21 protein-coding genes and 1 pseudogene are annotated in these 25,386 nt (G+C 51.9%); 9 read left to right on the top strand and 13 right to left on the bottom strand.

The window, feature by feature from the left end:
• Positions 1-60 precede the first annotated feature (60 nt).
• The gene (locus AC0XWG_RS21925; protein ID WP_028019121.1) at positions 61-330 is read left to right on the top strand and encodes a type II toxin-antitoxin system TacA family antitoxin; all 270 of its coding nucleotides are present in this window, start codon (positions 61-63) and stop codon (positions 328-330) included.
• Between the two features lie 6 nt (positions 331-336).
• The gene (locus tag AC0XWG_RS21920; RefSeq protein ID WP_049008446.1) at positions 337-858 is read left to right on the top strand and encodes a GNAT family N-acetyltransferase; all 522 of its coding nucleotides are present in this window, start codon (positions 337-339) and stop codon (positions 856-858) included.
• 73 nt (positions 859-931) lie between these two features.
• Here AC0XWG_RS21920 and rutG read toward each other — a convergent pair whose 3' ends face one another.
• The 10 genes and pseudogenes from rutG to AC0XWG_RS21870 all read right to left on the bottom strand — a co-directional run bounded on the left by rutG (position 932) and on the right by AC0XWG_RS21870 (position 11,432).
• The gene (gene rutG, locus AC0XWG_RS21915; protein WP_475681058.1) at positions 932-2,260 is read right to left on the bottom strand and encodes a pyrimidine utilization transport protein G; all 1,329 of its coding nucleotides are present in this window, start codon (positions 2,258-2,260) and stop codon (positions 932-934) included.
• Between the two features lie 21 nt (positions 2,261-2,281).
• Positions 2,282-2,776 carry an NADH-dependent FMN reductase RutF gene (gene rutF, locus AC0XWG_RS21910; protein ID WP_134707644.1) on the bottom strand — a complete coding sequence of 165 codons (495 nt, stop codon included), beginning with the start codon at positions 2,774-2,776 and terminating at the stop codon, positions 2,282-2,284.
• 9 nt (positions 2,777-2,785) lie between these two features.
• Complete coding sequence (locus tag AC0XWG_RS21905) at positions 2,786-3,376, bottom strand: malonic semialdehyde reductase (RefSeq protein ID WP_475681057.1); 591 nt, start codon at positions 3,374-3,376, stop codon at positions 2,786-2,788.
• A 9-nt stretch (positions 3,377-3,385) separates the two neighbouring features.
• A complete protein-coding gene (gene rutD / locus AC0XWG_RS21900) occupies positions 3,386-4,186 on the bottom strand; it encodes a pyrimidine utilization protein D (protein ID WP_475681056.1) in 801 nt (266 codons plus the stop codon).
• A gap of 7 nt (positions 4,187-4,193) precedes the next feature.
• Positions 4,194-4,580, bottom strand: a complete 387-nt coding sequence (gene rutC / locus AC0XWG_RS21895) for a pyrimidine utilization protein C (RefSeq protein WP_028019115.1) — start codon at positions 4,578-4,580, stop codon at positions 4,194-4,196.
• 11 nt (positions 4,581-4,591) lie between these two features.
• Entirely contained in the window at positions 4,592-5,281 is a 690-nt protein-coding gene (gene rutB / locus AC0XWG_RS21890; protein WP_475681055.1) for a pyrimidine utilization protein B, read from the bottom strand.
• Positions 5,281-6,372 carry a pyrimidine utilization protein A gene (gene rutA, locus AC0XWG_RS21885; protein ID WP_475681054.1) on the bottom strand — a complete coding sequence of 364 codons (1,092 nt, stop codon included), beginning with the start codon at positions 6,370-6,372 and terminating at the stop codon, positions 5,281-5,283. The genes rutB and rutA overlap by 1 nt, the downstream gene beginning before the upstream one ends.
• A 284-nt stretch (positions 6,373-6,656) precedes the next feature.
• A pseudogene (locus AC0XWG_RS21880) lies at positions 6,657-6,944 on the bottom strand (SymE family type I addiction module toxin); the annotation flags it as partial.
• A 99-nt stretch (positions 6,945-7,043) separates the two neighbouring features.
• A complete protein-coding gene (locus AC0XWG_RS21875) occupies positions 7,044-9,146 on the bottom strand; it encodes a UvrD-helicase domain-containing protein (protein WP_475681053.1) in 2,103 nt (700 codons plus the stop codon).
• Between the two features lie 60 nt (positions 9,147-9,206).
• A complete protein-coding gene (locus AC0XWG_RS21870; RefSeq protein ID WP_475681052.1) occupies positions 9,207-11,432 on the bottom strand; it encodes an ATP-dependent nuclease in 2,226 nt (741 codons plus the stop codon).
• A gap of 321 nt (positions 11,433-11,753) precedes the next feature.
• Here AC0XWG_RS21870 and rutR point away from each other — a divergent pair, with 321 nt between their 5' ends.
• A complete protein-coding gene (rutR, locus tag AC0XWG_RS21865; RefSeq protein ID WP_028019111.1) occupies positions 11,754-12,392 on the top strand; it encodes an HTH-type transcriptional regulator RutR in 639 nt (212 codons plus the stop codon).
• On the opposite strand, the gene AC0XWG_RS21860 is transcribed toward rutR, so the two are convergent.
• Positions 12,389-12,784, bottom strand: coding sequence for a lysozyme inhibitor LprI family protein (locus AC0XWG_RS21860; RefSeq protein ID WP_475681051.1), 396 nt, complete (start codon positions 12,782-12,784; stop codon positions 12,389-12,391). The genes rutR and AC0XWG_RS21860 overlap by 4 nt on opposite strands.
• A 51-nt stretch (positions 12,785-12,835) precedes the next feature.
• Positions 12,836-16,798, bottom strand: a complete 3,963-nt coding sequence (putA, locus tag AC0XWG_RS21855) for a trifunctional transcriptional regulator/proline dehydrogenase/L-glutamate gamma-semialdehyde dehydrogenase (RefSeq protein ID WP_475681050.1) — start codon at positions 16,796-16,798, stop codon at positions 12,836-12,838.
• Between the two features lie 423 nt (positions 16,799-17,221).
• Here putA and putP point away from each other — a divergent pair, with 423 nt between their 5' ends.
• The gene (gene putP, locus AC0XWG_RS21850; protein ID WP_108090243.1) at positions 17,222-18,730 is read left to right on the top strand and encodes a sodium/proline symporter PutP; all 1,509 of its coding nucleotides are present in this window, start codon (positions 17,222-17,224) and stop codon (positions 18,728-18,730) included.
• A 117-nt stretch (positions 18,731-18,847) separates the two neighbouring features.
• The gene (locus AC0XWG_RS21845; protein WP_028019107.1) at positions 18,848-19,267 is read left to right on the top strand and encodes a DUF3574 domain-containing protein; all 420 of its coding nucleotides are present in this window, start codon (positions 18,848-18,850) and stop codon (positions 19,265-19,267) included.
• A 31-nt stretch (positions 19,268-19,298) separates the two neighbouring features.
• Here the strand turns inward: AC0XWG_RS21845 and AC0XWG_RS21840 are convergent, their stop codons facing one another.
• Entirely contained in the window at positions 19,299-20,483 is a 1,185-nt protein-coding gene (locus AC0XWG_RS21840; RefSeq protein ID WP_475681049.1) for a NupC/NupG family nucleoside CNT transporter, read from the bottom strand.
• A 251-nt stretch (positions 20,484-20,734) separates the two neighbouring features.
• Here AC0XWG_RS21840 and efeU point away from each other — a divergent pair, with 251 nt between their 5' ends.
• The 4 genes from efeU (at position 20,735) to phoH (ending at position 25,314) form a co-directional block, all read left to right on the top strand.
• Positions 20,735-21,568 carry an iron uptake transporter permease EfeU gene (gene efeU, locus AC0XWG_RS21835; protein WP_128348385.1) on the top strand — a complete coding sequence of 278 codons (834 nt, stop codon included), beginning with the start codon at positions 20,735-20,737 and terminating at the stop codon, positions 21,566-21,568.
• 39 nt (positions 21,569-21,607) lie between these two features.
• Positions 21,608-22,735: an iron uptake system protein EfeO gene (gene efeO / locus AC0XWG_RS21830; RefSeq protein ID WP_128348386.1), complete on the top strand. Its 1,128-nt coding sequence runs from the start codon at positions 21,608-21,610 to the stop codon at positions 22,733-22,735.
• 5 nt (positions 22,736-22,740) lie between these two features.
• Positions 22,741-24,024, top strand: a complete 1,284-nt coding sequence (gene efeB, locus AC0XWG_RS21825) for an iron uptake transporter deferrochelatase/peroxidase subunit (RefSeq protein ID WP_475681048.1) — start codon at positions 22,741-22,743, stop codon at positions 24,022-24,024.
• 501 nt (positions 24,025-24,525) lie between these two features.
• Entirely contained in the window at positions 24,526-25,314 is a 789-nt protein-coding gene (gene phoH, locus AC0XWG_RS21820; protein ID WP_008503509.1) for a phosphate starvation-inducible protein PhoH, read from the top strand.
• The last annotated feature ends 72 nt before the right edge of the window (positions 25,315-25,386 follow it).

Here is a 25,386-nt window from a genome sequence, read left to right as displayed (position 1 = left end):
AAAATGCACAGATTTCTCCAGGATATGTACGGACAAATACCGTACATAGAAAAGTAAATCATGCCAGCACTTAAAAAACAGCGTATCGATCTTCGCTTAACCGACGAAGACAAAACAATGATTGAAGAAGCGGCGGCGATGACGAATCAAACGATCACCCAGTTTATGGTGAACAGTGCTTCGGAACGTGCTGCAGAAGTCATCGATCAGCATCGACGTCTCGTATTAAACGAAGCATCGTGGAATGCCGTAATGGATGCCATCGACAATCCACCCGAGCCGAATGAACGCCTGAAGCGAGCCGCGAAGCGTCTTAAAAACATGGAGTGAAGCGTCGTGGAAAATCTCACGATCGAAATGTTTTCAGAGGGAACCGAATACGCTTTCGAGGATTTCGATTGTGGTGAGCCCTCGCTAAATGCCTTCCTGAGAGAGCATCTGGTGCGCCAGCACAATGGGCGCATTCTGCGCGGCTATCTGCTAAAAGATCGTGACCATCCACACGTGCTGGGCTACTACACGTTGTCTGGAAGTTGCTTTGAAAAAGCGATGCTCCCTTCTAAGACGCAGCAGCGCAGGGTCCCCTATACCAACGTACCCAGTGTGACTCTGGGACGTTTAGCTGTTCATAAAACACTACAGGGAAATGAGTGGGGGACAACACTCGTCACGCATGCTATGCGGGTTGTTTACCTGGCTTCACAGGCTGTGGGTGTGCATGGCCTTTTTGTTGATGCGCTTAATGAGCAGGCAAAAAGGTTCTATCTGAAGCAAGGTTTTATCCCCCTGCAAGGTGATAACAGTAATTCTCTGTTCTTCCCTACAAAATCTATTGAACGATTGTTTGAGCAAGAGTGATTACGCTACATCCTGTTGTTCTTACTGAACATGCAGGTCGGGTAAGGCGTAGCCATTACCCGACATACAGGTTTCACGACTCCTGATGCACAACCTCGCCCTGCGGTGCGGCCGCTTTCCGGCGGCTCAGCAGGGCGTTAAGCAGAATCGCCCCGAAGGTCGCCGTACCTATTCCGCCAATCGTAAACCCGCCCAGCGTCAGGGCAAAATCGCCCGCGCCCAGTACCAGCGTGACCGCCACCATAATCAGGTTGCTGTTCTGGCTGAGATCGACGCGATGCTGTACCCAGATACGCGCGCCGGCCACGGCGATCAACCCAAACACCACAATGGATGCCCCGCCAATAACCGGCGACGGAATGGTGTGGATCAAAGCCCCGAATTTCGGTGAGAAACCGAGCAGCATGGCCATCACCGCTGCCGCCACAAAGACCAGTGTCGAATAGACTTTAGTCACCGCCATCACGCCGATATTCTCGGCATAGGTGGTCACGCCACTGCCGCCCACCGAGCCGGAGAGCATAGTCGCCAGCCCGTCACCGACAAATGCGCGGCCCATATACGGGTCCATACTGCGCCCGGTCATCCCCGCCACTGCTTTCAGGTGGCCTAAGTTCTCTGCCACCAGGATCACCGCCACAGGCGCGATGAGCATCATCGCCTGGGTGTTAAAGGTGGGAGAGGTGATCTGCGGCATGCCGAACCAGGCAGCCTGATGAAGCAGGGTAAAATCGACCGGTTTGCCAAGGCCAAAAACGTTCGCCAGCAGGGCATAGACCAGGCAGGCGACAATCAGCCCGACCAGAATCAGCAGCCGCTGGATCATCCCCCGGGTGAACACCGCCACCAGACCGATACAGAGCACGGTGATCACCGCCATCCAGCTTTCAAACGGCGAGCCGGAAACACTTCTGACCGCAATTGGCGCGAGGTTCAGACCAATCGCCATCACTACCGCCCCGGTCACAACCGGAGGCATCATGCGTTCGATCCAGCGTGTTCCGATCTTCATCACCACCAGACCGATCAGGGTGTAGACCAGACCGCAGGCGATGATGCCGCCGAGGGCCACGCTCAGGTTAGGGTTGATCCCCTGGCCTTTAAATCCGGTGGTGGCGATGACCACCCCCACAAAAGCGGCGCTGGAGCCCAGATAGCTGGGGACGCGCCCGCCGGTGACAAAAAAGAACAACAGCGTACCGATACCTGACATCAAAATGGAGAGATTGGGGTCAAGCCCCATTAGCATCGGCATCAGCACCGTGGCGCCAAACATCGCGACCGCGTGCTGGACGCCCATCACCAGGGTTTGCCCGAGAGGGAGCCTTTCATCCGGCGCGACCACGCCAGGTTCTGTGGAGGTCGATTTCAACTGCCAGTGGGGAAATCCGAACATTGCCATGAGCTGTCTCCTTAAGGAGGGTTAACAGGCGGGTCGCATAAGCGCGTGGTAGCCGCGGTCGAACCACACCAGCCCTTGCGGCGCGGGGTGGCGAATAATCGAAACAATGTCGCAAAACAGGATGTCGTGGGTACCCACGCTGACCACCTGGCTGATACGGCAGTCAAACGAGGCCAGCGCCTCTTCCAGACGCGGACAACCCGTGTCGCCCGTCTGCCAGCGGGCGGCGGCAAAACGTTCCTCCATGGGGGTTTTACCACCAAACAGGTTGGATAGCGGCTCTTGCCCGGCGCTCAGGGTATTCACGCAAAGCGTGCGGTTTGCGCTAAAGGTCGGCCAGACCGATGCGCCACGGTTCAGGCACACCAGCAAAGTGGGCGGTGAATCTGTGACGCTGCACACGGCGCTGGCGGTGAAGCCTGCCATCCCTGCCGGGCCGTCGGTGGTGATGATATTGACTGCTGCCCCGACGCAGGCCATGGCGTCGCGAAAGGTTTGTTTATCCGGTACTGTCATCATCGCTCCTTACGCCAGCCCGCAGGCATCGTCGAAGTCCAGACGCGGCAGGCGTCCGTAAAGTTTGTTCGTATCACCATAGCCAATGTTGATCAGCAGATTGCTTTTAAGCGTTGTGCCGGTGAAAAAGACCTCGTCGACCTTTTGTCGGTCAAAGCCGGACATTGGGCCGGTATCCAGCCCCAGGGCACGACAGGCAAAAATAAGGTATGCGGCCTGCATTGAGCTGTTGCGAAAGGCGGTCTCTTCGGCAAGTGCCGGGCTTGAGGTAAACCAGCTTCTGGCATCGCCATGCGGGAACAGTTCGGGCAGGCGCTCGTAGAATTCCCCGTCCCAGGCCACAATGGCTGTAACCGGGGCGGTGAGGGTTTTCTCCAGGTTGCCGCTGGAGAGGGCCGGGCGCAGCTTCTCTTTTCCCTCTGCACTTCGTACAAACACAATCCGCGCCGGGGAGCAATTGGCGGACGTGGGTCCCCATTTCATCAGGTTGTAGATCTCGCGCAGCGTCTCGTCGCTGACCGGAATGTCCTGCCAGCCGTTGTGAGTGCGCGCGCCAGTAAATAACGTCTCCAGCGCGGTGGGGTTAATGGCTTCGCTCATCAAAACTCCTTATAAAGCGGGTTCAGGGCTGTGCAGCAGGCTGGCAAGCCCGTTCAGCAGCAGGGTGTTAAAGATGTCAGGTTCGGTGACATTGCAGGCATGGCCGCCCTGGCGCATCACCGCCTTGTGGCTGTGTGGGATCGCTACCTGCAGTTCCGTGGAACACACCGAGGGCACCAGCATGTCGTCAATGGAACAGATGATGTGTACCGGGCAGCGAATGCGTACGGCGTGGCGGCTGAAGTCGGCCTTTTTCAGTGCGTCCAGCCTGCGCAACAGGTTGGCTTTGCCCTGAAAGTGGGCCAGCGCCAGGGCGTCTTCTGCCTCAAGACGCGGCGCGCGGGCGGCCATCCAGTCAGCCGGGTAGAGGAACAGCGGCTGTGCCTCTACCCACGCTTGCGCACCACCTGCATGCAGCAGACGCTCGCGGATCTGAAAGCAGCGGCGGGTATGGGCGTTTAGGGTCAGCCAGCCGTTGACGCACACCAGCGCAGTCAACGATTCAGGTTTATCGAGCGCCAGCTGCAGACCCACCAGCGCTCCCAGCGCATGGCCTACCACGCAGTAGCGCGTGATCCCGGCATCATTCAGCGCCTGCGCCAGCTCGTCGGCCATCTCAGCAAGGCTATAACCTTCCGGCAGGGTGGCGGGATTATTGCCCGTACCGCGCTGGTCATAGCACACCACCTGATACTCCTTCTCAAGTGTGGCCAACTGGGGCAGCCAGTAGCTGCCGCTGCCACCGAGTCCGGCAATCAGCACCACCACGGGCGCCCCCTCATACGGGGGCTGTGAGACAGAGAGTTTCATGGCGGCCTCACTTCGCGATGTGTGCAACGGACGCAATCTCAACGAGCGCCTCCGGCTTCACCAGCCCGCACTGAATGCAGAACCGGGCCGGTTTATCACCGGGGAAGAACTCCGCGTAGATTTCGTTAATCGCGGCGTAGTTTTTCCAGTCGGTGATAAAGATGCTGTTGAAGGTCACATCCTCCATGGTGCCACCCGCTGTTTCGATCACGTTTTTGATCGTCTCCAGCACGTGGCGCGTTTGCGCCTTTGGGTCGTTGATAAACACCACGTTATTGTCTTTATCAAATGGCAGCGTGCCGGAGACATACACCACGCCATCGGCAAGCGTGCCGGGAACAAACGGGGCAATCGGCGTACTGGTGCCTGCGGGGATGATTACGGATTTCGGCATCATGTCTCTCCTCAGGCAATACGGGCGAGTGGGGGATTCAGGGCGTCGCAGAAATCAGCCACATTACTCACCCAGCCAAAAAAGGTTTCGATATTAAACAGAGCCGCTTTCTGGGCGAATTCCGGCCCCGCCTGATGCGTTGCGTCTTCCAGCACGACACCGAAATACTCAAGGAAAAAGCCGTCACGCAGCGTGGATTCCACACAAACGTTGGTGGCAATACCGGTGAAGACCAGGTGGCGAATACCCCGGCTGCGCAGCAGGCTGTCGAGTGGTGTGTTGAAAAAGCCGCTGTAGCGTGGTTTGGGCAGCACGATATCGCCTGCCTCAGGAACCAGTTCATCCACCAGCTGGTAATCCCATCCGCCTTTTGCCAGCAGCTTGCCCTGTAACTCGGGTTGTTTGCGCATGGTTTTCAGGGCGTTCGATTTGTGGAAGTTGGGCGAGCCAGGGCCTCCAGCCTCCACGTATTGATCGTCCCAGCCGTTCTGAAACCAGATGATGAGCATCCCGGCGGCGCGGGCAGCGGCTACGGCAGTTTTAATGTTCTCAATCACCGGTTTGGTGGCGGAAACGTCGAACCCCGCCAGATCCAGATAGCCGCCCTGGCTGGCGTAGGCGTTTTGCATATCCACCACAATCAGGGCGCTCTGCTCTGCATCAAACGTGATGGTTTCCGGACGTGCAGCAAGTGTCGTCATTACGCAACCTCCTTTGTGATAGCGGGAATATGGGCGCGGCACTGCATCAGCGGCTGGATGCGCTCGCCGAAGGTTTCCACGCCGGTGAGGAAATCATCGAAGGTCAGCAGGACGCCTTCAGCGCCAGGCACTGCGGCCACTTCATCCAGCATTCTGGCGACGCTGGCGTACGAGCCAACCAGCGTACCCATATTGATATTGACGGCGGAGGTCGGGTCGGCCATCTGGCGCACGTTGGTATCTGAGCCGGAACGGGTATCCTTCTGGCTCTGTTCGGTGAGCCAGCTTAGCGCCTCCTCGTCTGCGCCATCTTTGTAACGCTCCCATCTGGCGCGAGCGGCGTCGTCGGTCTCGTCGGCAATCACCATAAACAGCACGTAGGAACCTACGTCGCGCCCGGTTTTGTCGGCGGCCTCTTTCATCCGTGCGGCGGTCGGGGCGAAGGCGGCAGGCGTGTTTACGCCTTTTCCGAAGCAGAAGTTGAAGTCAGCGTATTTAGCAGAGAATTCCATCCCCGCGTCGCTCTGTCCGGCGCAAATGACTTTCATAGGGACAGAAGGCTGCGGGCTGACGCGACAGTCATTCATGGTGAAGAAGTCACCTTTGAAATCGCTTTTGCCGGTGCCCCACAGATCGCGCAGCACCTGCACATACTCGGTGAGGTAGTCGTAGCGGCGAGAGAAGTAATCGTCACCCGGCCAGAGTCCCATCTGTTCATACTCTGGTTTTTGCCAGCCGGTCACCAGATTGACGCCAAAGCGCCCGCCGGAGATGGAGTCGATGGTGGAGGCCATACGCGCCACAATTGCAGGTGGCAGAGTGAGGGTGGCGGCGGTGGCGTAGATCTGAATACGCGAGGTTACCGTGGCCAGCCCGGCCATCAGAGTGAAGGACTCCAGGTTGTGATCCCAGAATTCGGTTTTGCCGCCAAAGCCGCGCAGCTTGATCATCGAAAGCGCAAAATCGAAATGGTAGTGCTCCGCTTTCTGCACGATGGCTTTATTCAGCTCGAAGGTCGGCATGTATTGCGGTGCGGTGGTCGAGATAAGCCAGCCGTTGTTGCCGATAGGGACGAATACGCCAATTTTCATCACGAACCTCTCTTCATCTCAGTGTGGGGTGAAAGTCAGACGTGGCGCTGCATCCTGCATATCCTGTTCAGCCTCGTGAAAAGGGTTTTGCAAAGGGGATGCCAGTTTTTAAAATGGCTTTGTTATTATGGTGTTAACGTGAAGTTGGTGAATTGAGTGCAAATAAAGTGGACTAAATGGTCAAAAGAAATGCACACAAAGCAGGCAACAGTGCGCGATGGCGGTGCAGGGGGGGAGGGGGATGCAGCACGATCCCGGTGCGGGCCGGGATCGCAAGTTAGCGTTTATTGTGGTTTCAACTGCTCGTTCATGCGTTTAGGCTCCGGCAGATCGCCCGTATCATTCAGTGCCCCCGGGAACGTCAACAGCCACGCTTTCACCTTCTGTTTATTGGTATGCACCGCGCTTAACCCTTCTAAACAGCCCCACAGCTCGCGGGTATTCTGCGGGGTGATCACGATGCAATCCGGCATCACGCGGATTTTTACCGCACGGTCATGCGCAAACCCGGAGCGGGACAACCAATCACCGGACAGCGGAAGATAGTTGCGTTCAATTCGCGTATAATGCTCTCGGGATGATGAACCCGACTATTATATGAGACAAAAGTATCAATAATGATTTTCCTTAGTTATAACCACCAATAGGAAATATATAGATCACTTGAGATCTTAACTTGCAGTAGTTGACCATGTTGTGCTCTTTCCAAAAATAGATTCAACACCATTTTGGATTTCCGAGATATCATCCAGATACATTATTCTTAAATTTTGAATCGCTCGAGAGCAGGCAACATAGAGTAAGTTTTTGGTATTAGCATGTGCTTTTTCATAAATAGGGTCGGATAATAAACGGTTACGTTCAGCCTCATTCTGCTGTAAAAAATCAAAATACCTCTTAAATTTACATATATCTTTACCAAAACTATGCTCTAAAATAATGGCAACATTCATATACTCTTCACCTTTTGTGCCATGATAAGTATGAAAGTTAATGTCACTAACCTCAATGCCATCAATAAAATTAACCCATTTGATTAAGGATTCGATTGGTAACAATAAAATACTGTCGATCTTTTCTTTCGCCACTTCCTCATCATCCGAATCACTATTCATTAATATGTTAATACTATCAATTGATAAATATTCAAGTGAATCAAGGGATGTAAGACTATCTTTATCATAGTTAACGCGTTTGATTAATAATTTAATCATGGCCTCATTTATATTACTATTTTTAAGGCAGTCTGTGATTAATTTCACCCAGTCTCCATATGACTGAATGTCTTTATTTTGTAACGCACTAATAGCCAAGCTTGCTTTGGAGAACGCGAGGTCATTTCCTAATGGACCAAAAATATTATAGTAGGAAACTATATCCTGCTGTATATCCTGATAAAGCTTAACAAAATGATAAATGGTTAAAACTGTTGGATGTAGTTTTTCTAATTGCTGAGACAAAACTTGGGTGTTCAAATTATCATAAAATATTGATGAATTTTTATACACATCATAAACATCTTCAAACCCGTTAAATGTTGCCATAAGACGATTGGTTAATACCAGACAATGAATTTTGCGATCGTTAATATCGAATTTGTCCGTATTACATAAATCTTTTTTATAATCAGCCAGGAAATTTCTCGCTGCCTCTATTTTATTGTCGTTGGCATAATGAGATAATATTACTAAACCCATGTTCCTTTCATCAAAGATAGGTTTTTGAACTATTTCATCAGAGCGAATGTCATTAGCGACATTAATTATTTGTTGATGTGAACGCCGATTGAATATTTTATATATATCACTAAGTCCACTATGAATTTGTGCAATATCTCGACCAACACCATCTTCATAAATACACTGTGCAGTGTCGCCGAAGTAACCTACCATCCAGTCTTTATTATGTTGTATAGCATAGTCATGGAGGATTTTGATAAGTTTAATAACGTTGCTGTGCGTATCTTGATATTCATCGATAAAGAAGTAAGGGTAACTATCAATAATAACACGGCAAAGAGTTGGATAAGTTTTAACGAGTTCCAATCCGTACTCAAGCAAAGTGTCATGGCTAAACTTCATATAGTGAAGCCTATCTATATTCACTCTGCTGTCGTAGAATACACGATTTAAGGTATTATTTTCTATTTTCTCTAGGCACTCTTTAAGTCTTTGTTTTTTGTAGAAAACCTCAACAACAAATTTGAAGTTTTTTATATTGCTTAAGCATTCATGTAAAAAATCCGGTTTATCGAAAAATGCGTCATTTTCATAGGCCTTTTTGAAACATTTAGCGCTAAGATTTTTAGAACGATAGAAAAAATCTCTTGTCTGCATGGCATATTGATAAAAATCTTGTCGCTTCGTTTCATCAAGATTAATATAAAACTTAGCCTTGTCAGGTTTAAATAATTCATTAGAATAATGATTTAATGCATTATGAATCTTAGCTTTATGGCAAATCAAAAGTTGAGGTTGAGCCTTTTTAATTATATCCCATAGCATTTCATGGATAGTTGAAACATGAACTTTATCTGAATTACCCAATCTGTTCTTAATTTCATTTACCGCTACATTAGTATAGGTGATACATGCTACTTTTTGCGGGCTATTAGTCGCTGCTATTTTGTTGCGCGTAACATATTTCAAAGTTTCTATAAGAGCATATGTTTTCCCAGCACCAGCACCAGCATTAAAACGAAAACTTTTAAAAACATCAATATGGCTAATAACGTTTCTTTGGACTTCTAATTCTAGAATCTCATTTTTTGTCATCAGGTTAAGCCTCTATAGTACCGTTTTTATAACTACTTTTTTAATGAGGTATTTTGTTTTTTACAGTTTAGATTCTAGCCATTTTAAGCCACTTTCTAGATAATTGGGCAACTTGGGTAAATCTTCGCCTACTTCCGCAGAAAGGAATTTAAACAACAATTTGTTTGAAAAATCACTTTTACTATCAGAAAGTTTCTTTTGTAGCATATAAGATCTACTAAATAAATTTTCTCTTGAATTGTGACCGTTGTAATTTAATGTATCTCGATATATATTAGGTTTACATTCTTTGAGTACTTCATTAATAAAATCATTGTTATAATTAGTTAGGATTAATGCCTCTTCAAAACTAGTGGCATATTGTTTCTGAATTGGGTCTTTTTGGAATACGACATAAATATTCTCATCCTCAAAAAAATCTATATCATCAAGCTTGTCAGAATCAGTTTCTGATTTATTTTGAAGTTGTACATTTAATTCTTTTAAGGTTGCATTAGTTGTTGTACGTCCACTTAGATCAGTAATTTGAACATAATCCTTTTCTTTGCCTTGCGTGTACGGTGTATCACCATCTTTGGGTTGTTGGCCGCATATGCTACAAACTTCACTTTCGTTATGCTTTTCGTTCTTTTCACACTTCTCACGTTTAATATCTAGATCGGTAACAATTAGGCTCGGAACGCTCAGTTTTTTCGCCAAAGGCAGATACAATTTACCGTGAGCACCATTGATGTTAAAAACGGAAATATAATGATTACTTAGTTTTTGATGTTTTTCTAGGTAATAATTAATTAGAGTCTCCTCTGTAATTCCCTCAACGAAGATGACTGCATCAGAGAAAAATAACTCTGATATTTTATATTTTATATGTTTTTTAATGAAGTTAAGTTTTTCCTTTTTATTTTCGTCCTCATTAGATACTACAACTTCATCAGTTAAGTTTATCGCTTTCGTACATCTATTAATAGATGTCAAGTAGTTAAGGTTATTGAACGTATTACTGCTGTGAATCTTACTATTGACGATATGAGATGAATGAGTCGTAATTGCTAATTGGCATTGTAGTATTTTTTTATTGGCAGCATAGCTATTGGCAATTTCTAACGCTTTTTTTACAGCATTATCAATGCGTTTGATGAAAAACTCCTGCATCTGAGGATGCATAAAAGCTTCAGGTTCTTCAATAAAAAGTAAATTAATTCTGCTGAGATGGCTTTTGTCTTCATAGCTGTCAACAAAATGTATTATTTCACCAATGATATTTAGTAGGTTTATGTAGCCTAAACCAAATTGGTCTTCTGGAATATAATCATCACCATCCATGAAATTATATTTGATTAGTCCCTTCATAATGGCATCATAACTAACATTTCCCGATAAGCTAAGATCAACTTTATTTGAGTTTTCTACTTGACCCAAAACTTGAGATATATCAGAACTTTTAGCGCCAACGTCTAGCGAAATCTGCTTGTTAATTCCCAGGATGCTTTTTTCCAATGTTGTGCGAGAATGAGTATCATTGCTGAACTGAAATGAAACTATTTTATTGAAAACGTCGCTTAGGACCCCTTCTTTTAGATGACGATTCGCTTTAATTTCTTTGATGTTTATTAGTTTTTTAAGTGAAAACTTTTCTGCTATCTCGTCTGATAGATCAACAAATAAAATATGATATAGATTTCCATCCACCTTAATAAGAGTGGAATCTTTCGATAGTAATGAATGGAATTTTTCGAATTGTTGTTTTTTTTCTAATTCACGGTCATCAAAACTAATTGTGCTAAAAATGTTTTTAACTTCTTCTTTGAACGCTGCCTCTTCAGCAAGAACAACTTTAACAATAATACATACAGTAACAGGTTTTCCATTTCCTTTTTCACTAATTGAGATGAAAGGAGATAAATGGGTCATCAAATCATCATCGCTAAAATCAATTTTAACCCTCAAAGTAAACTCTAGATTTGGTGTTTCTACATCTTCAAACTTTGTAGCAGGATTTTCTTCAAATTGTTTTTTATACTGACTAAATAGCTCATTAAGATAAGATAGATTGAAATCGGATGCTGACGGTTGAACATTCTGGCATAACATTTTCAACGCATTGACGATAGTTGTTTTTCCAGAATTGTTCTTACCTATTATTAAGGTTGTTGACGGAGCGATTACTGATTTTGTTTGATCTTCATCGATGCCCATTTCAATAACTGAAGGTTGAACGAAGCATATTGTATTATCTAGAGAACGAAATTTTCTATAATTTTTTATAGTGATGCTTTCTAAATACACGGTATTTCCTCCACCTATATCGGTTTAACTAGTTTGTATTGAAAATGTCCATACCATATTAACTATGTTTGTTATTTATTCAATACTATATTCAGTTTTAAATGGTTTTATTATTAAATTTGCTTTCCACTGAGCTCTAACTACTAAAATATTACGCCCACAATTGCTACATAAACCACCTATTCACCACTATACCCCCTACACATCGGCTTTCCACACCACGCTTTCGATTTTGTGTTTCTGCACAACCCCCATCCCCCAAAATGTCGAGACAACCCCCCGCATTTGCTATGCTATGGCAAACCAATAAGGAGAGCGCTGATGACACAAGGTGCAGTGAAAACACCCGGTAAACGTTCGCAGGCCGTGAGCGCCAAGAAGCAGGCCATCCTCAGCGCGGCGCTGGAGACTTTTTCACAGTTTGGTATTCACGGCACGCGCCTGGAGCAGGTGGCGGAGCAGTCCGGGGTGTCCAAAACCAATCTGCTCTACTATTATCCGTCGAAAGAGGCGCTCTATGTGGCGGTGATGCAGCAGATCCTTGATATCTGGCTGGCACCCCTCAAGGCATTCCGTGAAGAGCTGGCTCCGCTGGTGGCTATTAAGGAGTACATCCGCCTGAAACTTGAGGTGTCGCGTGATTACCCGCAGGCATCAAGGCTGTTCTGTCTGGAGATGCTGCAGGGCGCGCCGCTGTTGCAGGCGGAACTGACGGGGGATTTAAAGCAGCTGGTTGATGATAAATCGGCCATTATTGCCGGATGGGTCGCCAGCGGGAAACTGGCACCGGTCGACCCGCATCATCTGATCTTTATGATTTGGGCCTCCACTCAGCATTACGCTGACTTTGCGGCCCAGGTTGAGGCGGTGACCGGAAAAACGCTCCAGGATGAGGCGTTTTTCCAGAGCACGCTGGAAAATGTGCAGCAGATGATCATTGAAGGGATCCGCGTGCGTTAGTTTCCCGGCGGGAGAGGGCAGCTTAAGTCGCCCTCTTCACACTGCATCAGCGAGGCCAGAAACGCTTCACGCTCCACGGTTTTTTCTGCCAGACACTGATTAACGATCATTGGCTGAACGCTGCCTCCTTCCGTACCCGAACCGATAAATGTGCAGTCCGCATCGCGCAGGGCAATCCAGGCCTGCTGCGCCTTTTTCAGCAGATCTCGCTGGGGGGCTGCCGCGCGTTTGATGGCGGCCTGGTACGTCTGGTTGAGTTTTTTATCGGCAGCCTGATACTGCTGCGCGCTACAGGTGTTTAGTTCAAGCTGAGTGGTCGCTTTGTCGCACTCATCGGCCAATGCGCTGGCGCTCATCAGCATTACTGCGCCCGCAATAAGAATTCGTTTCATACACTCCCCAATAAAATAAGGCTCCGTCTCCGGAGCCTTATTAGCACAGCGTTAGCCGATTGTCATCAGGCTGGCGTTACCCCCTGCGGCGGCGGTGTTGACGCTGAGTGAGCGCTCAACGTACAGACGCTCCAGCAACAGGTTGGTTTCACCGCGGGCGAAGCCCTGCACCGAAACAATCGCCCCGCTGCGGGCTGCAACCTGCTCGCACAGTTCACGGAGCTGGTCAGAATCACCGTGGTAGATAACGGCGTCAAACGGCTGCGTCAGCAATGCATCCGCTTTCGCGAAGTGAATGCGGGACGAGACTGCTTTCGGCAGCTGTTTAGCCAGGTCGCGATGCAGCGCATCTTCCGGCCACAGCACTTCACAACCGGTCGCCGCGGCAGCAGCCAGCTGCACCAGCGCATCCTGCTCGTTATCCGCCACGCACAGCACGCGCTCACGCGGCATCAGCGTCCAGGTGTTGCGCTCGCCGGTTGGACCCGGCAGCAGACGCTGCGTACCTGCCTGCGCCAGCTCGCCATACTGCTGCGCGAGAGCACGCAGTTCAGGACGTTTTTCCGCCCACGTGATAAGCGCTTCCAGCGGCTGCGTCAGCACGGTTTTCAGCTGCGTATCCACCGGATAGTCTGCGTCCTGACGTGCCAGGGTGACGCCCAGCGCGTTCTCCGGACGGTTCGCCAGCAGACGGTACAGATAGAGCGGACCACCCGCTTTTGGACCCGTACCGGACAAGCCTTCGCCGCCGAACGGCTGCACGCCCACGACCGCGCCAACCATGTTACGGTTCACGTACAGGTTGCCCACTTTGGCGCTACCGGTCACCTGGGCGATGGTTTCGTCAATACGGGTATGGACACCCAGCGTCAGGCCATAGCCGGAAGCGTTGATCTGCTCAATCAGCGCGTTAAGGTTGTTACGGTTGTAGCGCACCACGTGGAGCACCGGACCGAAGACCTCTTTTTTCAGTTCGTCGAAGCTCGCCAGCTCAATCAGCGTTGGCGGCACAAAGGTGCCGGTGCGCCATTCGCGGGCATCTTCACTGTTTTCACGCACCGCCTGGAATACCGGACGGCCTTTGGCACGCATGGTCTGAATGTGGTTTTCGATGTTGGCTTTGGCTTCCGCGTCGATCACCGGCCCGATATCGGTGGTGAGACGGCCCGGATTGCCCATGCGGCATTCGGACATTGCACCGCGCAGCATCTTCAGCGTGTGGTCGGCCACGTCATCCTGCAGGCACAGCACGCGCAGGGCGGAGCAGCGCTGGCCGGCGCTGTCGAAGGCGGAAGCCAGAACGTCAACCACCACCTGCTCGGTGAGCGCGGAGGAGTCAACGATCATGGCGTTCATGCCGCCGGTTTCCGCGATGAGCGGCGTCGGACGACCCTGCGCGTCAAGACGGGTGGCGATGTTGCGCTGCAGCAGGGAGGCCACTTCGGTCGAGCCGGTGAACATCACGCCGCGCACGCGGTTATCGGCGGTGAGCTTCGCACCGACCGTTTCACCACGGCCAGGCAGCAGCTGAACCACGCCCGCCGGAACGCCGGCCTCCAGAAGAATGTTGATGCCCTGGGCGGCAATCAACGGGGTTTGTTCTGCCGGTTTTGCCAGCACGCTGTTGCCCGCCGCAAGCGCCGCGGCAATCTGGCCGGTGAAGATCGCCAGTGGGAAGTTCCACGGGCTAATACAGACGACCGGGCCAAGCGGACGGTGGGTTTCGTTATCGAAATCATCACGCACCTGGCCGGCATAGTAGTGCAGGAAGTCGACCGCCTCGCGCACTTCGGCAATCGCGTTGCTGAAGGTTTTACCCGCTTCGCGCACCAGGATGCCGATGAGCTGCTGCATCTGATCTTCCATCAGCACCGCAGCGCGTTCGAGAATGGCGGCACGCTCCTCTGGAGGGGTGGCGAACCAGATAGGGGCGTTATTTACTGCGCTGTCCAGCGCCTGATCCACTTCCGCGTCAGTCGCTTCACGCACGTAGCCGACGATATCTTTTGGCTCCGCCGGGTTAATCACTGGCTGCATTTCACCATCAGCGACAGGTTGCTCCAGCATTGGTTTGGCCTGCCATTTCTGCAGCGCGCTATTGAGCAGGGCAGAGGAGAGGGACGCCAGACGGTGTTCGTTGGCGAGATCCAGACCTGCCGAGTTCACGCGGCCTTTGCCGTACAACTCGCGCGGCAGGGCAATCTTCGGATGCGGCAGGCCAATCTGGCCTTCCTGCGCAGCCATCTTCTCCACCGCCTGTACCGGGTCGGCCACCAGCTCGTCCAGCGGCAGGGTGGTATCGGCAATGCGGTTAACGAAGGAGGTGTTCGCACCGTTTTCCAGCAGACGACGCACCAGGTACGCCAGCAGGGTTTCGTGGGTGCCCACCGGGGCATAGATACGGCACGGACGGTTCAGCTTGCCGTCCGCCACTTTACCGGTGACCTGCTCGTACAGCGGTTCACCCATGCCGTGCAGGCACTGGAATTCATACTGGCCCGGGTAGTAGTTCTGTCCGGCCAGGCTGTAGATCGCCGCCAGGGTGTGGGCATTGTGGGTAGCGAACTGCGGATAGATCAGGTTCGGCACGCCGAGCAGCTTTTTCGCGCAGGCGAGATAAGAGACGTCGGTGTACACCTTGCGGGTATAGACCGGATAGCCTTCCAGACCGTCCATCTGGGCGCGTTTGATTTCGCTGTCCCAGTAGGCGCCTTTCACCAGACGGATCATCAGGCGGCGACGGCTGCGGCTTGCCAGGTCAATCAGATAATCAATGACGAACGGACAGCGCTTCTGGTAGGCCTGAATAACGAAACCAATCCCGTTCCAGCCCGCCAGCTCTGGCTCGAAGCACAGTTTTTCCAGCAGATCGAGAGAGATCTCCAGACGGTCGGCCTCTTCGGCGTCGATGTTAATACCAATATCATACTGGCGCGCCAGCAGGGTCAGCGATTTCAGTCGTGGGTAGAGTTCTTCCATCACCCGGTCGTACTGCGCGCGGCTGTAGCGCGGGTGCAGCGCGGACAGCTTAATGGAGATGCCCGGGCCTTCATAAATCCCGCGACCGTTTGACGCTTTACCAATGGCGTGGATCGCCTGCTGGTAAGAAACCATATAGGCCTGCGCGTCGGCGGCGGTCAGGGCCGCTTCACCCAGCATGTCGTACGAGTAGCGGAAACCCTTATCTTCCAGCTTGCGGGCGTTTGCCAGCGCTTCGGCAATGGTTTCACCCGTGACAAACTGCTCGCCCATCAGACGCATCGCCATATCCACGCCCTTGCGGATCAGCGGCTCGCCGCTCTTGCCGATGATGCGGTTCAGGGAACGGGAGAGGTTGGCTTCGTTATGGGTCGAGACCAGCTTGCCGGTAAACAGCAGACCCCAGGTGGCGGCGTTAACGAACAGCGACGGGCTGCGGCCAATGTGTGACTGCCAGTTACCGTTGCTGATCTTGTCGCGGATCAGCGCGTCACGGGTGGCTTTATCCGGAATACGCAGCAGCGCTTCCGCGAGGCACATCAGCGCCACGCCTTCCTGTGACGAGAGGGAAAACTCCTGCAGCAGACCCTGAACCATTCCGGCGCGGCCGGTGGCGGTTTTCTGGTTACGCAGCTTGTCCGCTAATTGATACGCCAGGCTGTGTGCCTGCGCGGCAATCGCTTCTGGCAGGCGGGCCTGCTCCAGCAGCATCGGAACGGCGTCGGTTTCGGCACGGCGCCAGGCGCCGGTGATGGCGGCACGGCTGACGGATTGCGGCAGGATCTGCTCGGCAAATTCAAGGAACGGCTGATGACTGTCTTCGCCCGCGATCGGGGCTTCCTCACTTTCATTCGCCGCGCCAGCCAGCAGGGCAGGCAGCTCTGGCAGACCGTCTTCACTCTCCAGTCTTTCCAGATAATTAAAAATTGCCTGCTTGATTAGCCAGTGTGGTGTGCGGTCAATGCGGGTGGCTGCGGACTTAATCCGTTCGCGCGTTGCGTCATCCAGCTTAACCCCCATGGTGGTCATACCCATGCCAAAACTCCTGTTGTTCTTTAATAGTGTTCTGTCGTTAGCGTGAAATATCCACCATGTTGCAACTTTGTGCAACCGTGTTAAATGTGACCTGGTTTGCAACCCAGAAAATGAATGGATTGTTAATGAATGGTTAGCTGGAAAAAAGGAGCTGGCTTCTGCATCTCAGGCCTGTTTTTATGCGGCGCTTAACATTTTTAAAAGGTGCAACCCGTATAAGTGTGAGCGAGTGCAACCTATAGGAAAGTTGTATCAAGCCAGGGATGAATTTGATGTAAATGCAGTGTTAAATCGTTTGTCAGCGGGGTGCGCATACGGCAGGATAGCGCGCCCAACGGAAACACAAGATACATTCACCACGTTCCGGTGATCATATAACAAGGCAGCCCGGACGGTTGTCGCTCGACTTTTTGGAGAATTTGAATGGCTATTAGCACACCGATGCTGGTGACATTTCTCGTTTATATTTTTGGCATGATCCTTATAGGGTTTTTGGCATGGCGTTCAACAAAGAACTTTGACGACTACATTCTGGGCGGACGTAGTTTAGGCCCGATGGTGACCGCGTTATCTGCGGGGGCATCAGACATGAGCGGCTGGCTGCTGATGGGGTTACCAGGCGCGATTTTCATCTCCGGTATTTCAGAAAGCTGGATTGCCATCGGCCTGACTGTCGGGGCATGGATCAACTGGAAACTGGTGGCAGGCCGTCTGCGTGTGCATACCGAGGCCAATAATAACGCCCTGACGCTGCCGGATTACTTCACCGGACGCTTTGAAGATAACAGCCGCATCCTGCGCATTATCTCTGCGGTGGTTATTCTGCTGTTCTTCACCATCTACTGTGCCTCCGGCATTGTGGCGGGCGCGCGTCTGTTCGAAAGCACCTTCGGCATGAGCTACGAAACCGCCCTCTGGGCCGGTGCTGCGGCGACCATCCTGTATACCTTCGTGGGCGGTTTCCTGGCCGTAAGCTGGACAGACACCGTGCAGGCGAGCCTGATGATCTTCGCCCTGATCCTGACCCCGGTGATTGTGATTTTCACCGTTGGCGGCTTTGCCGATTCGCTGGAAGTGATCAAACAGAAGAGCATTGAAAACGTCGACATGCTGAAAGGGCTGAACTTCGTTGCCATCGTGTCGCTGATGGGCTGGGGTCTGGGTTACTTCGGTCAGCCGCATATCCTGGCGCGCTTTATGGCCGCGGACTCTCACCACACCATCGTGCATGCGCGTCGTATCAGTATGACGTGGATGATCCTGTGTCTGGCGGGGGCGTGTGCGGTAGGCTTCTTTGGTATCGCGTACTTCAACAATAACCCGGCACAGGCGGGCGCTGTTAACCAGAACGCCGAACGTGTGTTTATCGAGCTGGCGCAGATTCTGTTTAACCCGTGGATTGCCGGTATTCTGCTCTCCGCGATCCTGGCGGCGGTGATGTCTACCCTGAGCTGCCAGCTGCTGGTTTGCTCCAGTGCCATCACCGAAGACCTGTACAAAGCTTTCCTGCGCAAAGGTGCAAGCCAGAAAGAGCTGGTGTGGGTAGGGCGCTTTATGGTTCTGCTGGTGGCGTTGGTGGCGATTGCACTGGCGGCCAACCCGGAAAACCGCGTGCTGGGCCTCGTGAGCTACGCATGGGCGGGCTTTGGTGCGGCATTTGGTCCGGTCGTGCTGTTCTCCGTCATGTGGTCACGTATGACCCGTAACGGCGCGCTGGCGGGAATGATTATCGGTGCGCTGACCGTTATCGTCTGGAAACAGTTCGCATGGCTGGGCCTGTACGAAATCATACCGGGCTTCATTTTCGGCAGCGTTGGTATTGTGGTCTTCAGCCTGCTGGGTAAAGCGCCGTCCGCCTCCATGCAGAAACGCTTTGCTGAAGCAGATGCGCATTACCGCTCTGCACCGCCGACTAAGCTGCAGCCGGAATAATTTTTCCCTCGGAACACTGAAGGCCGGGCAAGCGGTAGCGCTGCCCGGCTTTTTTCTTGCCAAAATCCGTAATTTCCTGTGATATCCATGTGCTTATAACAATGAGGATAGCGAAGCATGACAATCAAAACAGGGGTAATGGCAGCGGCATTACTGATGCTGGCTGGCTGCACTGCGCCATCGCAACACGCGGCGGTAGAGACCTGCAAAGCGGATAACCAGATGCAGCAAACCACGCTCTATTTCGGACTGAACCGTCCGGCTGGGGCGCAGATCACCAGTAACGAGTGGCAGCAGTTTGTTGATCAGGACGTTACACCGCGTTTTCGTGACGGTCTGACGGTATTTGATGCGCGTGGGCAGTGGTTGGGGAACGACGGGAAAGTGGCGCGTGAACCGAGTAAAGCATTGATGCTGATCCACGGTAAAGATGCGCAGAGTGAAAAGAACATCGAAGCGTTACGCGGGATTTATAAATCCCGCTTCGCGCAGGAATCGGTGATGCGTGTCGACCAGCCGGTTTGCGTGCAGTTTTAATCACAACGGCGGGGTATCCCGCCGTTCTCATTTACAACACTAAACCCGCAAAACTCGCTGACAGCAGACTCACCAGCGTCGCTCCATACACCAGACGCAAACCAAAACGTGACACTACGTTCCCCTGCTGCTCGTTCAGGCCTTTAATCGCCCCGGCCACAATGCCGATGGATGCAAAGTTCGCGAACGACACCAGGAAGATGGACAAAATGCCCAGCCCGCGCGGTGACATCGCATGGGCGATTTTTTGCAGCTCAATCATCGCCACAAATTCATTCGCCACCAGTTTGGTTGCCATAATACTGCCCGCATTTAAGGCATCGCTCAGAGGAATGCCCACCAGCCACGCCAGGGGATAAAATACATAACCCAGGATTTGCTGGAAGCTCATGCCAAACAGGCTGGAGAAGAGGGCGTTAACGGCGCTAATAAGGGCAATAAAGCCAATCAGCATCGCCAGAATAATCATCGCCACTTTAAAACCAGCCAGAATATACTCGCCGAGCATTTCGAAGAAGCTCTGGGATTCATGCAGTTTTTCAAGTTTGATATCCGGCTCCGCTTCCGGGCGCGCCGGGTTGATAACGGAGAGAATAATAAAAGTGCTGAACATGTTCAGAATCAGCGCCGCCACCACAAATTTGGCATCGAGCATGGTCATATAGGCGCCAACAATCGACAAAGAGACCGTCGACATGGCTGTAGCCGCCATCGTGAAGAGACGACGTGAGGAGAGATCGCCCAGAACGCCTTTGTAGGCAATGAAGTTTTCAGACTGGCCGAGGATCAATGAACTCACCGCATTAAAGGATTCCAGCTTGCCTATACCGTTCAGTTTTGACAGCAGCGTGCCGATCACCCGAATAAATATCGGCAGAATTCGCCAGTGTTGCAGAATACCGATCAGCGCGGAAATAAAAATAATCGGACAAAGTACGCCGAGGAAAATGAACGCCAGCCCTTTTTCACCCATTCCGCCAAAGACAAAATTGGTGCCTTCGGCAGCAAATTTCAGCAGTGATTCAAAGAACCCTGAGACGTATTTAATCAGGAATAACCCGCTTTCGGCGTGCAGGAAAAAGAACGCCAGAGCAATCTCAATGACAATCAGCTGTAAAACAAAACGAATGCGAACTTTTCGGCGGTCGAAACTCGCCAGCCAGGCCAGCGCAAGAATAATCACCAGCGCCAGCAGGAAATGGACAATCTTAAACATAATTAATTTTCACCAGGTGTTTGAGGCAGGTATTTAGCCACAGCCCTGATTAACCGTAAATGGGCATTTTCGTTATAACTTATAAACTTAACGATAACGACGGCAACTATTACCAGACTTTGCGTTTACAACTCGTCATCAAAACAACACACATTTCGCTTGTTTTTCTCTTCGCCGTAATGATAATCACTATCACAAGAATTTACCTTTCTTTGCATCAGTTGACTGCGATAAACATTTAAGGTGTCGGCATGTTTGTTCCATTTCTCATTATGTTGCGTGAAGGGCTCGAAGCTGCCCTCATCGTCAGTCTCATCGCCAGTTATCTGAAGCGAACCCAGCGCGGACGCTGGATTGGCGTCATGTGGGTGGGGGTGTTCCTTGCCGCGGCGCTCTGTCTGGGCCTGGGCATCCTGATCAATGAAACCACCGGTGAATTCCCGCAGAAAGAGCAGGAGCTGTTTGAAGGTATCGTTGCGGTGATCGCGGTGGTGATCCTCACCTGGATGGTGTTCTGGATGCGTAAAGTCTCCCGTAACGTAAAGGTACAGCTGGAGCAGGCGGTGGATAACGCCCTGCAAAAGAGCAATAACCACGGCTGGGCGCTGATCATGATGGTCTTTTTCGCCGTCGCGCGTGAAGGCCTGGAGTCCGTTTTCTTCCTGCTGGCGGCGTTTCAGCAGGATGTCGGCATTTGGCCGCCGTTAGGTGCGATGCTGGGCCTTGCTACGGCTGTGGTGCTGGGTTTCCTGCTCTACTGGGGCGGCATTCGCCTTAACCTGGGGGCCTTCTTCAAGTGGACGAGTCTGTTTATTCTGCTGGTGGCGGCAGGGCTGGCGGCAGGGGCGATTCGCGCCTTCCATGAAGCGGGCCTGTGGAACCATTTCCAGGACGTGGCGTTTGATCTCAGCAACGTTCTTTCCACTCATTCACTGACCGGCACCCTGCTCGAAGGCATCTTCGGCTATCAGGAAACCCCGAGCGTCAGCGAAGTGGCGATGTACTTTATCTATCTCATTCCGGCGCTGGTGCTGTTCGCAATGCCGCCGCGTACCGGCTCGCAGGCGTCGCGCGTTACACCATAATATTTGCTTTGTTACAACATACTTTTAAAGGGAAGAGCCATGGCAATTCAGTTCCGTCGTAGTGCATTATGCGCAGGCATCGCCGCGCTGTTCGCTTCTGCATTCTCCGCCTGGGGTGCGGATGTTCCTCAGGTTAAAGTCACCGTCAATGACAAGCAGTGTGAGCCGATGACCCTCACGGTTAACAGCGGCAAGACCCAGTTTATTATCCAGAACCACAGCCAGAAGGCGCTGGAGTGGGAAATTCTGAAGGGTGTACTGGTGGTGGAAGAGCGCGAAAATATCGCTCCTGGCTTCAGCCAGAAGATGACCGCCAACCTGCAGCCGGGCGAGTATGAGATGACCTGCGGTCTGCTGACTAACCCTAAAGGTAAGCTGATCGTCAAAGGTGAAGCAACGGCCGATGCGACGAAAGGTGCGGCGGTGCTGAGCCTGGGTGAGGCGATTACCGCCTATAAAGCGTATGTCTCCAAAGAGACGGCCGACCTGGTTGCGGGTACTAAAGCCTTTACCGATGCGGTGAAAGCAGGTGATATCGAAAAAGCGAAATCCCTCTATGCGCCAACCCGTCAGCACTACGAGCGTATCGAGCCGATTGCCGAGTTGTTCTCTGACCTTGATGGCAGCATTGATGCCCGCGAAGACGATTTCGAGCAGAAAGCGGCCGATCCGAAATTCACCGGTTTCCACCGTCTGGAGAAAGCCCTGTTTGGCGACAACTCCACTAAAGGGATGGAGAAATACGCTGAGCAGCTGAACGGTGATGTGCTGGAGCTGCAAAAGCGCATCAGCGAGCTGGCCTTCCCGCCGTCAAAAGTGGTGGGCGGCGCCGCAGGGCTGATTGAAGAAGTGGCCGCCAGCAAAATCAGCGGTGAAGAAGATCGCTACAGCCATACCGATCTGTGGGATTTCCAGGCCAACGTCGACGGTTCACAAAAAATTGTCGATCTGCTGCGTCCTCAACTGCAGAAAGAGAACAGCGAACTTCTGGCTAAAGTGGATGCTAACTTCAAAAAAGTCGACTCCATTCTGGCGAAGTACCGTACCAAAGACGGCTTTGAAACCTACGATAAGCTGACCGATGCCGACCGCAACGCGCTTAAAGGCCCGATTACCGCCCTGGCGGAAGATCTCTCCCTGCTGCGTGGCGTACTGGGTCTGGACTAAGCACGATGAATAAGCATAACGAAAGCGAGGTGGTTGAGCCTTCACGTCGTCGGTTGCTAAAAGGGGTAGGGGCGCTGGGGGGCGCTCTTGCGCTGGCTGGTGGGTGTCCGGTGGCGCATGCGGCGAAGCCGCAAAGCCCGCCCGGCACGCTGTCCCCTAATGCTCGCATGGAGACGCAGCCGTTTTACGGTGAACATCAGTCGGGCATTCTGACACCGCAGCAGGCGTCGATGATGCTGGTGGCATTTGACTCACTGGCGAGTGATAAAGCGGATCTGGAGCGTCTGTTCCGTCTGCTGACGACACGTATCGCGTTTCTCACCGCAGGCGGGCCGGCACCGGAAACGCCAAATCCGCGTCTTCCGCCCATGGACTCCGGTATCCTGGGGCCGTTTATCGCCCCGGATAACCTGACGATGACCGTTTCGCTCGGTGAATCGCTGTTTGATGCGCGCTATGGACTGGCAAAACAGAAGCCAAAAACGCTGCAGAAAATGACGCGTTTCCCGAATGACTCTCTGGACGCTGCTCTCTGTCACGGTGACCTGCTTCTGCAGATTTGCGCCAATACCCAGGACACGGTGATCCACGCCCTTCGGGATATTATCAAGCACACGCCGGATCTGTTGAGCGTGCGCTGGAAGCGGGAAGGGTTTATCTCGGACCATGCTGCCCGCAGTAAAGGGAAAGAGACGCCGGTTAACCTGCTGGGCTTTAAGGACGGTACGGCCAACCCGGACAGCCACGATGGTGCGCTCATGAAGGAGGTGGTGTGGGTCACTGCCGATCAGGGCGAGCCAGCGTGGGCCGTTGGCGGTAGCTACCAGGCAGTGCGGATTATTCAGTTCCACGTGGAGTTCTGGGACCGCACGCCGCTCAAAGAGCAGCAGACGATTTTTGGTCGTGATAAGCAGAGTGGGGCACCGCTGGGCATGAAGAATGAGCATGATGTGCCCGACTACGCCGGCGATCCGAATGGCGATGTGATTGCGCTGGACAGCCATATTCGTCTGGCTAATCCGCGCACCAAAGAGACGCAGTCCAGCCTGATGATGCGCCGTGGCTACAGCTACTCTCTGGGCGTAACCAACTCCGGTCAGCTTGATATGGGGCTGCTGTTCGTCTGCTATCAGCACGATCTGGAAAAAGGCTTCCTGACCGTGCAGAAGCGGCTAAATGGAGAAGCGCTGGAAGAGTACATTAAACCTATCGGCGGCGGCTATTTCTTTGCCCTGCCAGGCGTACGCGATCAACACGCGTATCTCGCTCAAGGGCTGATTGAGGCCTGATCGCTGTCCCTGCGCCACGTTCGCAGGGACATTATTTTTTCATATGACGATTCTGTTGTTATATTTCTGTAATATTTCTGTATGAGACTGATTTCAACTGTAGGGACAGTCTTAAAGGTTGCAATCAGGTAAAATAAATGTTGCATTTATGATAACACCTGATGTAATTAAGATAAGACAGCGGTAGTTCCCGGCAGTGATGCTGAATCACTATGGAGATCGCGAATGGTTGCGTCCTGTACTGGACATGGTAAACACAACAACCGCAGCACCCGGCGCGGAGGCTCAGACTCCGGCAGCGATTTCCTCACCACTAAATTCTCCCCCCTTCCTCAAGAATCTCATTCGACCGACGTGCAGAACGGTGCGCGTAGCTGTTCCGTATCGTCATCCGATAAAGCAAGCAATGGCTTACAAGGAAGCCAACCCTCTGATGTTCGTGCGCATAATCGTGCTGAAACTGGCGCGTGTGATGAATACCAACAACTCAAGGTGCTATCCATGGGAAGACAAAAAGCAGTGATCAAAGCTCGTCGCGAAGCAAAACGTGTGCTGAGACGGGATTCACGTAGCCATAAACAGCGTGAAGAAGAATCGGTCACCTCGCTTGTGCAGATGAGTGGCGTAGAAGCAATTGGCATGGCGCGGGACAGCCGTGACAATTCTCCAATTGTGGCGCGCAATGAGGCTCAGGCGCACTACCTGAATGCTATCGAGAGTAAACAGCTCATCTTTGCAACCGGTGAAGCCGGATGCGGGAAAACCTGGATCAGTGCAGCCAAAGCGGCGGAAGCGCTGATCCATAAGGACGTGGAGAGGATTATTGTCACCCGTCCGGTACTGCAAGCTGATGAAGATCTCGGCTTCTTGCCCGGAGACATTTCGGAGAAGTTTGCCCCATACTTCAGGCCCGTCTACGACGTGCTGGTGAAGCGACTGGGGGCTTCCTTTATGCAGTACTGCCTGCGGCCAGAGATTGGCAAGGTGGAAATCGCGCCGTTCGCCTATATGCGCGGACGTACATTTGAAAATGCGGTCGTCATTCTTGACGAGGCTCAGAACGTGACCGCTGCGCAAATGAAGATGTTTTTGACGCGCCTCGGGGAGAACGTGACGGTTATCGTTAACGGCGATATTACCCAGTGTGACCTGCCATCCGGCGTGAAATCCGGACTGAGCGACGCTATGTCACGTTTTGAGGAAGATGAGATGATTGGGGTGGTCCGCTTCACCAAAGATGACTGCGTGCGATCGGCGCTGTGTCAGCGCACGCTGCAAGCGTATTATTGAGTTTGCTGTTCTGTTCAAAGCCCGGGAAACCGGGCTTTGTTTTTTTCCCTTGTATGTTTAAAGCCACTTTAG

This window comes from Enterobacter sp. DVT3837 (genome assembly GCF_056238685.1).
This window is presented reverse-complemented; position numbering and strand designations above follow the sequence as displayed.